This window comes from Tautonia plasticadhaerens (genome assembly GCF_007752535.1).
GTDB classification, from domain to species: Bacteria; Planctomycetota; Planctomycetia; order Isosphaerales; family Isosphaeraceae; genus Tautonia; species Tautonia plasticadhaerens.
Genome location: NZ_CP036426.1, coordinates 5,121,396 through 5,134,706, shown reverse-complemented (window position 1 = coordinate 5,134,706; position 13,311 = coordinate 5,121,396). Strand labels below are relative to the sequence as shown.

11 protein-coding genes and 2 pseudogenes are annotated in these 13,311 nt (G+C 70.9%); 6 read left to right on the top strand and 7 right to left on the bottom strand.

Annotation, left to right across the window (positions count from 1 at the left end; genetic code table 11):
- Positions 1 to 433: 433 nt before the first annotated feature.
- Positions 434 to 1,657 (bottom strand): ISAzo13 family transposase, encoded by a 1,224-nt coding sequence (locus ElP_RS20495; RefSeq protein WP_145272428.1) that lies wholly within the window; start codon positions 1,655 to 1,657, stop codon positions 434 to 436.
- Positions 1,658 to 1,909: 252 nt separating this feature from the next.
- On the opposite strand from ElP_RS20495, the gene ElP_RS20490 reads away from it, so the two are divergent.
- The 5 genes and pseudogenes from ElP_RS20490 to ElP_RS20470 all read left to right on the top strand — a co-directional run bounded on the left by ElP_RS20490 (position 1,910) and on the right by ElP_RS20470 (position 6,422).
- Positions 1,910 to 2,191 (top strand): hypothetical protein, encoded by a 282-nt coding sequence (locus ElP_RS20490; protein ID WP_145272426.1) that lies wholly within the window; start codon positions 1,910 to 1,912, stop codon positions 2,189 to 2,191.
- Positions 2,192 to 2,425: 234 nt separating this feature from the next.
- The gene (locus ElP_RS20485; RefSeq protein ID WP_145267375.1) at positions 2,426 to 4,543 is read left to right on the top strand and encodes a recombinase family protein; all 2,118 of its coding nucleotides are present in this window, start codon (positions 2,426 to 2,428) and stop codon (positions 4,541 to 4,543) included.
- A gap of 65 nt (positions 4,544 to 4,608) precedes the next feature.
- Positions 4,609 to 4,803 (top strand): annotated as a pseudogene (locus ElP_RS39850) (IS701 family transposase); the annotation flags it as partial.
- A 202-nt stretch (positions 4,804 to 5,005) separates the two neighbouring features.
- Positions 5,006 to 5,287 carry a helix-turn-helix domain-containing protein gene (locus tag ElP_RS20475; protein WP_145269659.1) on the top strand — a complete coding sequence of 94 codons (282 nt, stop codon included), beginning with the start codon at positions 5,006 to 5,008 and terminating at the stop codon, positions 5,285 to 5,287.
- 541 nt (positions 5,288 to 5,828) lie between these two features.
- Positions 5,829 to 6,422: a transposase gene (locus ElP_RS20470; RefSeq protein ID WP_145269658.1), complete on the top strand. Its 594-nt coding sequence runs from the start codon at positions 5,829 to 5,831 to the stop codon at positions 6,420 to 6,422.
- A gap of 26 nt (positions 6,423 to 6,448) precedes the next feature.
- Here ElP_RS20470 and ElP_RS38405 read toward each other — a convergent pair whose 3' ends face one another.
- From ElP_RS38405 to ElP_RS20455, 4 genes and pseudogenes are all read right to left on the bottom strand, one after another.
- Entirely contained in the window at positions 6,449 to 6,598 is a 150-nt protein-coding gene (locus ElP_RS38405) for a hypothetical protein (protein ID WP_197446220.1), read from the bottom strand.
- Between the two features lie 116 nt (positions 6,599 to 6,714).
- Positions 6,715 to 7,005 carry a hypothetical protein gene (locus ElP_RS41270; RefSeq protein WP_145272424.1) on the bottom strand — a complete coding sequence of 97 codons (291 nt, stop codon included), beginning with the start codon at positions 7,003 to 7,005 and terminating at the stop codon, positions 6,715 to 6,717.
- Positions 6,963 to 8,618, bottom strand: a complete 1,656-nt coding sequence (locus ElP_RS20460) for an IS1182 family transposase (RefSeq protein WP_145269764.1) — start codon at positions 8,616 to 8,618, stop codon at positions 6,963 to 6,965. Before ElP_RS20460 ends, ElP_RS41270 begins: the two co-directional genes overlap by 43 nt.
- Before the next feature lie 46 nt (positions 8,619 to 8,664).
- A pseudogene (locus ElP_RS20455) lies at positions 8,665 to 9,636 on the bottom strand (IS701 family transposase); the annotation flags it as partial.
- Positions 9,637 to 9,775: 139 nt separating this feature from the next.
- Between ElP_RS20455 and ElP_RS20450 the strand changes: the two are divergent.
- Positions 9,776 to 11,059, top strand: a complete 1,284-nt coding sequence (locus tag ElP_RS20450; RefSeq protein WP_145272421.1) for an ISKra4 family transposase — start codon at positions 9,776 to 9,778, stop codon at positions 11,057 to 11,059.
- A 248-nt stretch (positions 11,060 to 11,307) separates the two neighbouring features.
- On the opposite strand, the gene ElP_RS20445 is transcribed toward ElP_RS20450, so the two are convergent.
- Together ElP_RS20445 and ElP_RS20440 are read right to left on the bottom strand one after the other, a co-directional pair.
- Positions 11,308 to 12,306, bottom strand: a complete 999-nt coding sequence (locus ElP_RS20445) for a radical SAM protein (protein WP_145272419.1) — start codon at positions 12,304 to 12,306, stop codon at positions 11,308 to 11,310.
- A gap of 25 nt (positions 12,307 to 12,331) precedes the next feature.
- A complete protein-coding gene (locus ElP_RS20440) occupies positions 12,332 to 13,294 on the bottom strand; it encodes a glycosyltransferase family 2 protein (protein WP_145272418.1) in 963 nt (320 codons plus the stop codon).
- Positions 13,295 to 13,311: the final 17 nt, after the last annotated feature.

Below are 13,311 nucleotides of genomic sequence, written 5' to 3'. Positions count from 1 at the left end.
TGAGCGCGAGCCAGTGAGCGGCCGTCGGCGGGCGGGGCGACCGGGACAGACGCCGGGCCCCCGGTGAGGGGGCCGTGGGTTAGAGGGGATCGCCCCGCTCACCGGCTGGGAGTCGTCGGCGACGAACGTAGTAATGGGTGCCCCGGAGGCCGAGGCCGCCGGGCACGGAGAGAAGGTCGTGCCGGCAATCTGCCGCACGTCGCGACGCCAGCCACCCGCCGAGAGGTCGCTTGAGGTCCGGGATTGGGACCAGGAGATCGGGACGGGGAGGGCGGTCGAGGTCGAAGGATCGGGAGGAGGCCGGTCGCCGGGACGAAGGGCGGGGCCGGCAGCGATCACGGTCCGTCACGGGCTGAGGTGCGTGGAGAGATCGGTCTTGAGGCTTGACGTCGGCACCTTCATAGAAGGCGTCTCGCCAAAATAGATTGTCCGTTTACTGCCTGGGCCGGATGGTGTAGTTCCACTCGCCGTGGAATCTCTCCCGCTTGATGGATAGCCCCTCCATCTGCTGGTCCGTGACCTCTCGACCGGTCGGGTCGCTACCCCCATCCAACTCGGCTTCGATCTCCAAGCCCGTCTTCGTCGTCGTGCACCCGATCAGGTTGACCACGACCTCCCGGCTCACCAGCGGCCTGCCCCGCCAGTTCTCCGTGATGTGGCAGGACATCCGGTGCTCGATCTCGTCCCACTTGCTCGTCCCCGGCGGGAAGTGGCACACCGAGATGTCCCGCCCGATCTCGTCGGCCAGCCGCTGCAACCCCGACTTCCACAGCCGGCATCGGCTCCCGTTCGAGCTGCCGCCATCGGCCGTGATCAGCAGCCGCCCCGCCTGCGGGTAGGCCCGGCTCCTCATGTCCCGCCACCATCGCCGGAGCGACTCCACGGCGAACTCGGCCGTGTCGTGATCGACCCCGACGCTGACCCATCCGACGTCGGCCGCCAAGTCGTCGATGCCGTAGGGGATCGCCTTGCCCAGGTCCTTGTCGATGAAGTCGTGGACCTTCACCTCCTGGGGCTCGCCCTCGGCCTGCCACTCCCGCCCGTCGTTGCGATAGCGGCCCACCAGCTCCTTCTCCTTGGCGTCGACCGAGACGACCGGCTGCCCCTGCCGCTGGAACGCCTTGACCCGCCGGTTGATGTGCCGGAACTGGGCATCCCGGTCGGGGTGGCCCTTGCCCTCGATCGTCTTGCGGCCGCCCTGGAGGCTATAGCCCAGGTCGTGCAACAACCGGTTGACCGTCCGCTCGCCGACGGCATGCCCCCGGGTCCGGAGCCCCTCGGCCAGCTTGGCCGCACTCTTGCAGGTCCACCGCAGCGGGGACATCGGGTCGCCTCGGGTCACCGGATCGACCAGGGCTTCGAGGTCACGCAGCAGGTCCGGGTCGTGATCGACCAGCAGCTTCCGTCCGCCCCCCAGGCGGCGTAACCGCCCGGTCGGGGGACGCCCCTCGTCCGGCGGGGCCGGGGTGTCGAGTTCCCGCAGCCCCGCCAGGATGGTGCCCCGTGAGAGGCCCGTGGCCTCGGCGACCCGGATGATGCCGCCCCGCCCGAGGGCTCGGGCCTCCACGGCGGCCCAGAGGCGACGAGCCCGCTCATCGAGGAGGGGCCGGAGGGTGGTGTACTTCGCCTCGATGGTCTGCGTCACGGGGTTCCCCACGAGGACGATCGTAGCAACCGATGAGGCGGAAAGGACAATCTAATTTGGCGAGACGCCTAAACCCCAGCTCGACAGCCAGGCGCCCGGCATGGGCTTCCCGATCGCCCGGCTGCAGATCGTCTTCAGCCTGGCCGTCGGCACTGTACTCCAGGCCGCCATGGGGCCGTATCAGGGCAAGTAGACCGGCGAGCAGGCCCTGCTGCGGGGGCTCTTCGACGAGTTCCGGCCCGGCGAGTCACCTGGACCAAATCGGTGTACGTCCCCAGCTGGTTGAGCCGCGCCGAGTATGACGCGATGCCGGCCCGGCTCGCCGTCCGGGAACTGCTCGTGCGGGTCCGGGATCGGGCCAAGCGGGTGCTCGAGCTGGTCGTCGTCACGACTCTGGCGGATGCGGGGCGGTATCTGGACAGAGACCTGGGGGCCCTGTACCGCCGACGCTGGCAGGCGGAGACGTGCCAAGCAGACTGCACCTCAAGCGACCGGTGGTGCAGCACCCCCGGCGGCGGTTACGATCAGCGCCGCCGCGCTGCTTGAGCTGGCGGCGTGGTGCCGACATCACCTGACCTCGGCATCGGGAGACATCGCATGTCCGTCGCCCCCCGTCACAACGCTCCCCCCCGCGCCTGACGACGGCGCCCTGCCCACCGCCGACGGTCGCACCGACGATCTGGGCCCGCCTGCCGGCCGACCGGCAGCGACAGCTCCGCGACCTGCTCGGCCAACTCCTCGCCAGGCTCCTGGCGGCCACCCGAAGCGAGGAGGCCGGCCATGAGTGACGCAACCCGCTCGCCCAAGCTCCGGCCCTGGCATCTCGACCGGGCGGCCTTCGTCTACGTCCGCCAATCCACACCCCAGCAGGTGCTCGACCACCGCGAGTCCACCGACCGGCAGTACGCCCTGGCCGACCGCGCCGTCGCCCTCGGGTGGCCACGGGACCGCGTCACCACGATCGACGACGACCTGGGCAAGAGCGGCCAGTCGATCGAGGGCCGGCCCGGGTTCCAGCGGCTGCTGGCCGAGGTGGCGCTCGACAACGTCGGGCTGATCCTCGGCCTGGAGATGAGCCGGCTGGCCCGGTCCAACCGCGACTGGCACCAGCTGCTCGAGCTCTGCGCCCGCTTCCGCGTGCTCCTGGCCGACGCCGACGCCGTCTACGACCCGGCCGACCACAACGACAGGCTCCTGCTGGGCCTGCACGGCATGTTGAACGAGGCAGAACTTCATGTCATCAAGGAGCGGATGTGCCAGGGCCGGCTCAACAAGGCCCGCCGGGGCGAGCCGATGGGCTCCCCGCCGCTGGGCTACGTACGCCTCGCCTCGGGCGAGTGGGCGATCGACCCCGACGAGCAGGTCCAGGCGACCGTGCGGCTGATCTTCGACCGGTTCGACCGCGAGGGTACCCTGCACGGCCTGCTCCGCTACCTGGTCCACCACGGGGTCCGCATCCCGATCCGACCCCGCCACGGCCCCAACCGCGGCGGGTTGGAGTGGCGGCGGCCGAACCGCCCGACGCTGTCGAACGTCCTGCACCACCCGGCCTACGCCGGTGCCTACCGGTTCGGCCACCGGGAGGTCGACCCGCGGCGCAAGCGGCCCGGGCGGCCCGACACCGGCAAGCTGGTCCGCCGCCCGGAGGAGTGCCTGGTGCTGATCCGCGACCGGCTGCCGGCCTACATCACCTGGGAGCGGTTCTGTGACAACCAGGAGCGGCTGGAGGCCAACCGGGCCCGCCGGGACCGCCCCGGCGCGCCGCGGCAGGGGGCCTCGCTGCTGGCCGGACTCCTGCGGTGCGGGCGGTGCGGCCGGCGGATGCTCGTGCGGTACTCGGGGGCGACGGGCCGGTACAGCTACACCTGTGCCCGCGGGGCGGCCGACCACGCCGAGCCGATCTGCCAGAGCCTCTCCGGGCCGGCGCTCGACGGGCTGGTCGCCGGCCGGGTCCTGGCGGCGGTGGAGCCGGCGGCGCTGGAGGCGAGCTTGGCGGCGGTGGCCGAGGTCGAGCGCGAGCGGTCCGAGCTGGCCCGGCACTGGCGGCTCCGCCTCGAACGCGCCGGCTGCGAGGCCGACCGCGCGGCCCGGCAGTACCAGGCCTGCGAGCCGGAGAATCGCCTGGTCGGCCGCGAGTTGGAGCGGCGCTGGGAGGAGGCGTTGAGGGCGCAGCGGCGCCTCGAGGACGAGCACGAGCGGTGGCGGGGGTCGGCCCCCGGTCGGCTCTCACCGGACGACGAGCGGACGATCCGGTCGCTGGCCGGCGACTTGCCGGCGGTGTGGCAGGCGACGACGACGACGCCCGCCGAGCGGCAGCGGATCGCCCGACTCCTGATTGACCACGTGTCCGTCACCGTGGACAAGGCGAGCGAGCGGGTCGATGTGACGCTCCACTGGTCCGGCGGCATGACCGAGTCGCACGCCATGTCCCGGCCGGTGAAGCGGTACGACCTCCTGGCCGACTACCCCCGACTGGTCGAGCGACTGCGGGGATGGCGCGCCGAGCGGCTCAGCCCGGCGGCGATGGCCGAGCGGCTCAACGTCGAGGGGTTCCGTCCCCCGAAGCGGGCCGAGCGGTTCACGCGGGGGATGGTGCAACGGCTGCTCTGGCACCTGGGGCTGGCCCGCACGCCCTTCGGCAGCCCGGCCGGCCTCGGCCGCGACGAATACCGGCCGTCGTCGCTGGCGCGTCGGCTGGGGGTGTCGCGAGACACGGTGCGGCGATGGGTGCGGGTCGGGTGGTTGACGGCGCATCGCGACGCCCAGGGCCACCACGTGATCTGGGCCGACGGGTCCGAGCTGCGGCGGCTGCGCGAGCTCCGCCGGCTGCCGCGGACGTGGGCGAACAAGGGGCGGCTTGCCGAACTGACCAGACCGAGGCCGCGCCCGGGACGGTAGAGTGAGGGCGGCCCGGCTCAGGGCGAGCCGGGCCGCCCCATCGCGCTCTTGGAGGGCATTATGGCTGGAACATCGAGCAGGGCTACCAGCAGATGAAGGAGGAGTTGGGCCTGGATCACTTCGAGGGCCGCTCCTGGCGGGGCTTCCACCACCACGCCTGCCTGGTGATGCTGGCCTACGGCTTCCTGGCATCGGAACAGCGACGAGCCCGTCGGGAGCGATCCCGGCCGGGCAAAGAGGGGGGCGCCGAGGTCCGGTGATCACGCTGCCGTCGATCCGGCGGGCGTTGCAGCGGCTGCTGGCCCCGATCTGCCGGCATGATTGCCCCTACTGTCGGGGGCTCACCGATTCGCCACCCCAGATACTAACGGAGTAGTACTAAGTGGTGCATCCGGCAAGAGGACTGACGCCCGCGGTCTGACGTAGGAGGGGTGTGGCCTTCGCGCGAAGGGAGGTGCACCCATGACCCTCACCCAAGTCACGCCCCGCGAACTGACCCCCGAGGGACGTCAGGCCCTCCAACAGCTTGCGTCCTCTCGGACCGCCCAGGCCCGCCTCGTCGAGCGGGCCCGGATCCTCCTGGCCATCGCCGACGCAAGGCGACCCAGCCAGGTCGCCGAGGGCCTGGGCGTCTCCCGGCCGACGGTCTACACCTGGAGCCATCGCTTCGATGACCGCGGGCTCCACGGGTTGGAGGACCAGCCCCGGGCCGGGCGCCCACCGACCTATACGGGGATCCGATAGCAACGGAGCAAAAACCAACGATCTTCCGGGCGGTCGGCTCTCGCAAACGACCGATTTCGAAAGGTCGCAAGGACTTCCGCGGGGAACCGCTGGTTCCCAGGATCCTGCGTTCTCGATAACCGCTCTCGAATGGGACTTCTCGAATCAGGTGGCCGGAGACGGGTTTCGAGAAGCTTCCACTCGGCGAATCCGGTGCTCCGAGTCAAGTTCGTTGGTTTTTGCTCCGTTGCTATCGGATCCCCTATACGGCCGAGCGACGCGCCGAGGTGATCGCCGCGGCGTCGACCGACCCGAGGAGCCTGGGCCTGCCTCTCGCGTGCCGGGCGCCCGATCGCCTGCAAGCCTACCTCAACGAGCAGAGGGGCATCCCGATCCGGCGCAGCCGCATCGACGAGCTCCTCCTGGCCGAGGGCCTGCGTTGGCGCCATCAGGGGGCCTGGTTCGGCGAGCGGGTCGATCCCGCCTTCGCCGAAAAACGGGGATCATCGAACGGCTCCACACGCCGCCGCCGCCGGGCTCCGTCGTCGTCTGCCCCGACGAGATGGGGCCGGAGAGCGCCAAGAGCTTCCCGGGCCAGCGACTCGTCCGGGCCGAACCCCGGGCGGGGGCCGAAGGACAAGCCCGAGCGGCCGAACGAGCCCGGCAGGAGGTCGACTACGGCCGCCGCGGCGAGGGGTACATCTTCGGCGCGTTCCGCCCGGCCACCGGCGAGGCGATGACCCGCCCGTACCCGAGCCGGAGTGCGGCGAGCCGGGCCGACTTCCTCGCCCGGGTCGACGGATGGGTCCCGGCGGAGGCGGGACGCGTCTATGCGATCGTGGGCAACCTGCAGGCGCATCGGGCCACCGATGTGCTGCCGTTCGCGTCGGCTCACCCGCGGTGGGGGCTCGTCTCCCGGCCGGTGTACGCGGCGTACCTGAACCTGATCGGACCCTGGTGGGAGGTCCCGCGGAGCCTGGCGCTGAAGGGGCGTCGGTTCGAGACCTGGGAGGAAGTCTGCCGGGCAGCCGAGGAGGCGACGGCCTACTGGAACGGGCATCGGCATCCGTTCGTCTGGGGCCGCCGACGGCGACACCGGCCGCGCCGCCGGCCGGGCATCGCGGCCGTCCCCGGTATCAGACGACTTGCCGGATGAACCACTTAGTCCTACAGTCGTACTTGTTACGGCGGCTTCGCCGCCCGCTTCTTCCAATGGCATCGCCGGGCCGTCGCCTGATGCTCGCGTCGCCACTCCGACCAGGCCAGGGTGCTCTCCGCCGGCGACAGCCGCTCCCAGGCGAGCCTCAGCAGCAGCCGTCGTACCCCCGGCACCGTCAGCGGGATCAGCCGAGGCCCCCCCTTGACGGCCTTCGCCGCGGGCCGGCCGCCCGCGACCGGATCGCCGTCAGGACGGCATGGGCGAACAGCGAGAGCGTCACGTGCCGATGCTAACCGATCCACGACCGCACCTCGTAATGATCCAGGCCGCAGTCCCCCTTGGCGATCGCGAAGCACTCATCGATCGCCCAGCGGCTCTTCCACTGCCGCACGGCCCGCAGCCGGCTCGTGTCCGCCGGCAGGTCGCTGAAGGCGTACTTCAGCTTGCCGTCGGCCCGCTCCTCGATCAGCAGCCAGATCGGCTCGGCAAAGGCGCAGTCGCCGGTCTGCCAGCCCAGAGGATCCTGCTGGCGAAATGTCAGGCCGGGACGGCCGCGGTGATCAGCCGGACGAAGGCGCACGTCCTGGTCGCTTCTCGAGGTGCCTCCGCGAGCCAGTCGACGACGCGCAAGATGTCGATCGCGGCCGCCGTCGCCAGGTGCTGGAGGTGCGTCTTCGCCCGACCCGCGTAGCGCGATCGCCGCAGCCCGGCGACCCGGACCGCTTGCGAGATCGTCCCTTCAATCCCCGCGCGGTGGGCGTAGTCGGCCCGGTACTCCTCCGTCTCCTCCCGCGCGCGGGCCGCCCTCAGCGCCTCGAACGGCTCGCGGGCCCGGATCGTCAGCGACCGCCTCGCCGCCCCCGTGCACCGCTCTCGGGCGGGGCAGGGCTTGCAGTCCTTCCTCGAGAACTTGATGTGCACGACCTCGGTGTGGTCCCGCTCCACGGCCGGCGTCCACCCCGAGCTGACGCGCCCCTCCGGGCAGGTGGCCCGGCTGCCCTCCCAGTCGATGGCGAAGTCCGACGCCGTGAAGCCGCCGCCGGCCAGGGCCTGCCAGCCGTAGTCCGGCCGCGTCGGCCCGATCAGCTCCACGCCGTGGTCGCGGCGGCTGCTGACCAGCAGCTCGGCGTCGATGTAGCCGGTGTCCGCTAGGTGCTTGCCCGGCAGCGAATCCTTCCGGCCCAGCTGCTCGTAGATCCCGGCCAGGGCATCGCCGTCGGCCGCCGGCGCCGGCGCGGTCGTCACCTGGACGACCAGGTGGGGCGACTCGTCGTCGCACGTCTCGGTCAGGTGGGCCTTGTAGCCCACCCAGATCGTCGACCGCTTCTTGCCGTACCGGGCCTCGGAGTCGTGAGGCGAGTTGATCGACGCGGCGGAGGGCGGGATGCCGTCACCCTCGGCCCGCCAACGCAGCCCGCCGGCCTCGACCAGGAAGTGCTGGACCCAGACCCGGCGCAGCGTCTCGACCGCCGGCGATCGCGCGACCGAGGGCGGGGCGCCGGCGTCGTAGGCCGCCGCCAGCAGGGCGTGGCCGTCCTTGCCGACCTCCCGGGCGAGGGCGCGGCGGCCCTCCTCGGAGTCCGGGAGCCGGGACTCCTCGGCTCGCCGGCCGTAGCGCTCGACCCACTCCGCCCGGGCCTGACGGCGGAGCCACTCTGGGTCCGCCGCTGCCAGGCTGTTCAGGACGTGGCGCATCGTCTCGACGACGCACTCGAGCCGGTCGAGGTTGCGGACGCGGGCCAGGACGTGCGTCGCGTCGGTGCGCTGGCGGCCGCGGGTCTTCAGCCAGCCGCGCCCGCGGCAGAGATCGAGGAGCGCGTCGAGCAGCCGCCCCTCGGCCGAGCCGGCGACGAGCCGCGCCCGGAACTCGCAGAGGACCGAGGCGTCGAAGCCGGGGTCGTCGAGCCCCAGGCCGAGGGCGTACTTCCAGTCGATCCGCCCGCGCACCGCGTCGGCGGCGCGGCGGTCGGACAGCCCCTCGGCGAACTGGAAGACGGTCACGAGGGCCAGCCGCCAGGGGGACTCAGCGGGGCGGCCGCGGCTCGGGTACGGGTCGGCGAAGTCGTCGTCTCGGAAGATCGTGCCCAGCTCATCGCGCAGGGCAATGTAGGTGTTGCCACCGGGGAAGGCGGCGTGCGCGACGCGGGCGGCCTCCTCGGGCACCGATCCGATCGGCCGTGGGTGAAGCGACATGTGCGGGCTCCGTCCGGGTGGGATTCCCCTGGGACGTAGCGTAAGCCCCACCCGCTGGTCGATCTCGGATTCGCCAGCAGGATCCCAGAGCGGGCCGGACCCGCAGCCAGGCGAACCGACCCGAGAGCTTCCCCTTGGTCCCCTCACGCCAGGTCACCTCCCGCAAGGGCGTCCGCGCGGCCAGCTCCTTCAGGCTCACCGGCCGGGGCGTGTCGTCGGCCAGGCGCGGGCGCGTAGGGCGCCGGCCCCGCCCGCTCCAGGGGGGCACGACCCATCGCGGCTCCTCGGTGAAGGCCACCATCTCCTCGGCGACCCCGACGATGTAATGCAGCTCCCGCCGCTCCAGGCCGTCGCGGAAGTCCTGCGACACGCCGTAGCCGGCATCGGCGACGACGACCCGGCCCGGCCACCCCTCCGCACGCACCCGGTCGAGCAACTCCAACGCGATCTGGCCCTTGCTCAGCGGGCGACGCTCGGCCCCGGGGACACCGACCTTGTCGAGCCGACTCGGGTCGCCCAGCCATGATTCGGGCAGGTACAGTCGCATCGCCACCGGGCAGTGGCCCTTCGGGACGACGTAGTGGACCGAGGGGGCCACCTGGCAGTTGGCCCGCTTGCCCAACGCGCCGCAGTACTGCCGCTGCACCCCGACGGAGTGCCGCCCCTGCTCGGGGAAGCTGGTGTCGCCGATGACGAACAGGCCGCAGGGATTGGCGAAGGTCTCGGCCATGACGCCGCGGTAGCGTCGCCGGACAACCTGCTCGTCCCAGGCGGCCTGGTTGACGAACTGCTGCAGGGCCTGATCGGGGTTGACGACGTCGAAGTCGAGCCGGCGTGCCAGCCGATGGGCCATCGGCTCGATGTTCTTGCGTTCGCCGTCGGCGAGCAGGCCGTGGAGGTAGACGCCGCACCGGGAGGCTTGCCGGGGGCGATTGAAGGCGGGGCGGAAGCGCTCGGCGTAGGCGTCGAGGCGGTCGAGGACGTCGGGAGGCAATTCCGGGGTGTAGGTTCGATTCATACCCGCTATACGAACCGAGCCGATCGACCGTCCGCATGAGCTAACGGAGCAGTATTAGGGTGTGACCTCGGAATGATGTAGAGCGTGCCGGATCGGCCGGTTATCGTGCGGGCTTACCCGCACCCTCGGAGTCCGCCCCATGAGCGCCCGGACCGTCTCCCGCACCGAGACCGGCTTTACCATCCAGGTCCAGGTCCCCTACAGCGGCTCGATGCTCGAGGCCGAGGACGTCATCCAGCGGGCCCTCAACCAGGCCGGCGTCGTCGCCACCGCCGAGGCCTTCGGCCGCTTCGACACCGACGGCAAGTCCATCACCGTCGACGGCCGGAAGCTCACCAGAAAGGGCCGGCTGCCGAAGGACTACCAGACCCCCTACGGCGTGGCCACCGTCCGCCGCCACGTCTATCAGCCCTCGCGCGGCGGCAAGACCTTCTGCCTCCTCGACCGCGACGCCCGCATCGTCGTCAGCTCCACCCCGCGCTTCGCCAAGAAGCTCGCCCACAAGTACGCCGAGTTCGGCTCGGCCCGGGTGATCGCCGACCTGGCCGAGAACCACGGCCGTCAGGTCGCCCGCTCCTTCGTGCGGAATGTCGCCGACGCGGTGGCCGCGGTGGCCCTGGCCCGCGAGGCCGACTGGGAGTACCAGCTGCCCGCCTTCGACGAGCCGGTGGCCACCGTCACCGTCGGCCTGGGCGGCACCTGCATGCTCATGGGCAAGGAGACCCGGCGTGAGGCGATGGTCGGCACGCTGGGCTTCTACAACAAGCAGGGCGAGCGGCTGCACACGGTCTACACGGCGGCGACGCCCGAGTACGGCAAGCTGACTTTCCAGCAGCGGTTCGATCGGGAGATCGACCGGGCCAAGGCGGCGTGCCCCCGGGCACGATATGTGGGGCTGGCCGACGGTGCCAAGGAGAACTGGACCTACCTGGAGCTGGTCACCGACGTGAAGGTCGTGGACTTCTACCACGTGACGCAATACGTCTGGGCGGCTGCCGAGGCGTCGTTCGCCTCCGACGGGTCGGGCCTACGCCCGTGGGTCGACGCCTGGTGCCACCGGCTGAAGCACGAGCCGGGGGCGGCCGGGGCGTTGATCGAGGAGCTGCAGACTCGTGGGGCTGCCCTGGGCAAGAGACGACTGCCGGAGGCGGTGGAGAAGGCGCAGACCTACCTGCGCAACCAGGTCAAGGGAGGCCGGCTGAACTACGCCGAGCTGGTGGAGCAGGAGCTGCCGATCGGCAGCGGGGTGACGGAGGCGGCGTGCAAGGTGCTGGTGAAGCAGCGGCGGTGCGGCTCGGGGATGCGCTGGAAGGAGGCGGGAGCGGCGGCGGTGCTGAGCGTCCGTTGCCTGACGTACACGGCGGGCCGCGGGTCGCAGTTCTGGCAGCGGATCGATGGGGACGGCTTGCCGGTGGCCGCCTGAGGCGGTCATTTGTGCCGATATTCACATCATTCGGAGGTCACACACTCGCATTAAACTAATAATTTTTATTGTAGAAATTTTGTACCCTTGTTCGCGATGAAGTAGGTGATGGCGCAGGCGCCATGGAGCGGCCGGGCTTCGGGTGGTTAGGTCATGGAGGGGTCGTCCTCGAACGATGGTCGCGAGACACGAGATCAACCCTCTAGTTGACCGAGGTTGTCGGCTCGCGCACGCTGCAACGGTCGGATTCAGAAGGTGCCAGAATAGATCGCGCAGGAGCGGCAGACTTCGGGCGGGGACTCGGACGACAACGCCTCGCGGAAGGACTGGTACGGCTCGCCACTCCAGACCTTCCCGGCGCCTTCTGCGGCCATGTCTCCCAGGTTGATCCGGTCGGGGGTCGAGACCATGCAGCAGGGCATTGAGAGCCCCTGATAGCTGACGTAAGCCCCTCGCCACGGCCAGTCGCACCGCTTCGGGCCTGGGGTGCCGGGGGGATGGGGTTTCGGCTGGGTCGCGGGCAGGCGGAGGTCCACCTCCAGTTCTCGGGCAAGGTCCCGCGCCTCGCCGAAGTAGCGGGCAACGCGGTCCTGGTCTTCATTCACCAGCGTCTCGCCCTCGACGAAGTCGCGCATCGGGCGGTAGTGGGGCGGCAGGCTCGACTCGCCGAAGTCATGGCAGAGGTGCTGGACGAAGACCGAATCGATCCCCAGCCGGTGCGCCAGCCGGACGAGGTCGGGGAACTCGGGCAGGTTCTGCCGCATCGCCACGACGACCATCCGGATGCGGGGCGTGGCGCTTGCGAGGCGCTCCCTCGCTTTGACGAGCCCCGCAAGGTTCCGGACGATGCGGTCGAAGCGGGCTCGGACGCGGATGCGCTCGTAGGTCTCGGCGGTCGCCCCGTCGATCGAGGCGTGCAGCTCGGCTAGGCCGCTGGTCACGCACCGCTCGGCCCTGCTCGCGGTCAGGAGCGTCAGATTCGTGTTCGTGCTGACCTTGATCCCTCGCCCCGATGCCAGGGAGATCATGTCGAAGAACCTCGGGTGCATCATCGGCTCGCCAAGCCCCTGGAGCTGGAGCTCTTCGAGGTCGGCGAACTGGTCGAGCAGCCGGGCGAAGAGGTCGAAGTCCATGAAGGCCGGCGGCCCGTGCGGGGGCCCATCCCGTCGGAACTGGATCGGACACATCCGGCAGCGCAGGTTGCACTGTCCAACCGGTTCGACCTGCAAGAACCTCGGGAGTCGCATCGGGGGGTGCCCCTTTGTTAGGCCGTCAGAGGAACAGAACGCGGAACTTCCAAGACCCGTAGAGCCGCCAGAAGACCGACAGCGGGGGGATCAGGGCCGAGGTGATGATCATCTCGGCGACGTGCCGCAACTCGAGCGAATTCCCTCGCAGGCGTCGGGCGCAGAACCGGCCGGTTAGCAGAGCCCAGAGGGCCGCGGCGGCGAGGGCCACGCGAGGGTGGCCGAGGCCGGCGGCAACCGCCCCGAGGCCGATCGAGGCCGCGATGGCGTAATAGTCCCAGGGCGGGACCGGCCGAATCCTTCGCCGGTACAGATCGGGGAATTTCCGATAGAGCAGCGCATCAAACAGGGTCTTTCGCTGCTGGCGGAGGCTGATGCCCCAGGGCGCGGGGCGGACCGGGTGGACGACGATTGCATCCGGGGCTCGAACGATGGAGAGGCCCGCCCGGAGCAGGGCGAAATGGAGGTCGCTGTCCTCTCGCCAGGCGGCGGAGAACCGCTCGTCAAGGCCGCCGACGGACTCCAGGGCGTCTCGACGGCAGAAGCAGTTGGCCGTGACGAACTCCGCTGAGGCCAGCCCGGCGGCGTTGCGCTGGTAGTCCGTCGGCACGTCGGGGAGCGGCATGACGACCCGCCCGCAGGCCGCCGAGGCACCCCCCTCGATGGCTGAGAGGCCCGCCGCCAGCCAGCCCCGGACGGGGATGCAGTCGTCGTCAGTGAACGCAAGGACCTCGCCGCGGGCCGCCCGCCAGCCGGCGTTGCGGGCCGCGGCCGGCCCGTGTCGGCCGGTCACGGCGAGGTAGCGGATCGCCGGTCGGGCCGCGGCGGCGACGGCCTCGACCTGCCTCCTTGTCTCCGGGCTCGCCGCGTCGTCGACCACGAGCACCTCGAAGATCTTCGGGTCGAGATCCTGGGTCGCCAGCGCGTCGAGGCAGCGTCCGAGCAGCTCAGGCCGATGGTAGGTGGGGACGACGACCGAGGCGAGCATGGGCGGATTCCCCCCGG

Bases quoted from the DNA above. Each gene is read 5' to 3' on its own strand.
- ElP_RS20485 (WP_145267375.1), top strand. From the start codon at position 2,426: ATGAGTGACGCAACCCGCTCGCCCAAGCTCCGGCCCTGGCATCTCGAC.
- ElP_RS20475 (WP_145269659.1), top strand. From the start codon at position 5,006: ATGACCCTCACCCAAGTCACGCCCCGCGAACTGACCCCCGAGGGACGT.
- ElP_RS20470 (WP_145269658.1), top strand. From the start codon at position 5,829: ATGGGGCCGGAGAGCGCCAAGAGCTTCCCGGGCCAGCGACTCGTCCGG.
- ElP_RS20460 (WP_145269764.1), bottom strand. From the start codon at position 8,618: ATGTCGCTTCACCCACGGCCGATCGGATCGGTGCCCGAGGAGGCCGCC.
- ElP_RS20450 (WP_145272421.1), top strand. From the start codon at position 9,776: ATGAGCGCCCGGACCGTCTCCCGCACCGAGACCGGCTTTACCATCCAG.
- ElP_RS20445 (WP_145272419.1), bottom strand. From the start codon at position 12,306: ATGCGACTCCCGAGGTTCTTGCAGGTCGAACCGGTTGGACAGTGCAAC.
- ElP_RS20440 (WP_145272418.1), bottom strand. From the start codon at position 13,294: ATGCTCGCCTCGGTCGTCGTCCCCACCTACCATCGGCCTGAGCTGCTC.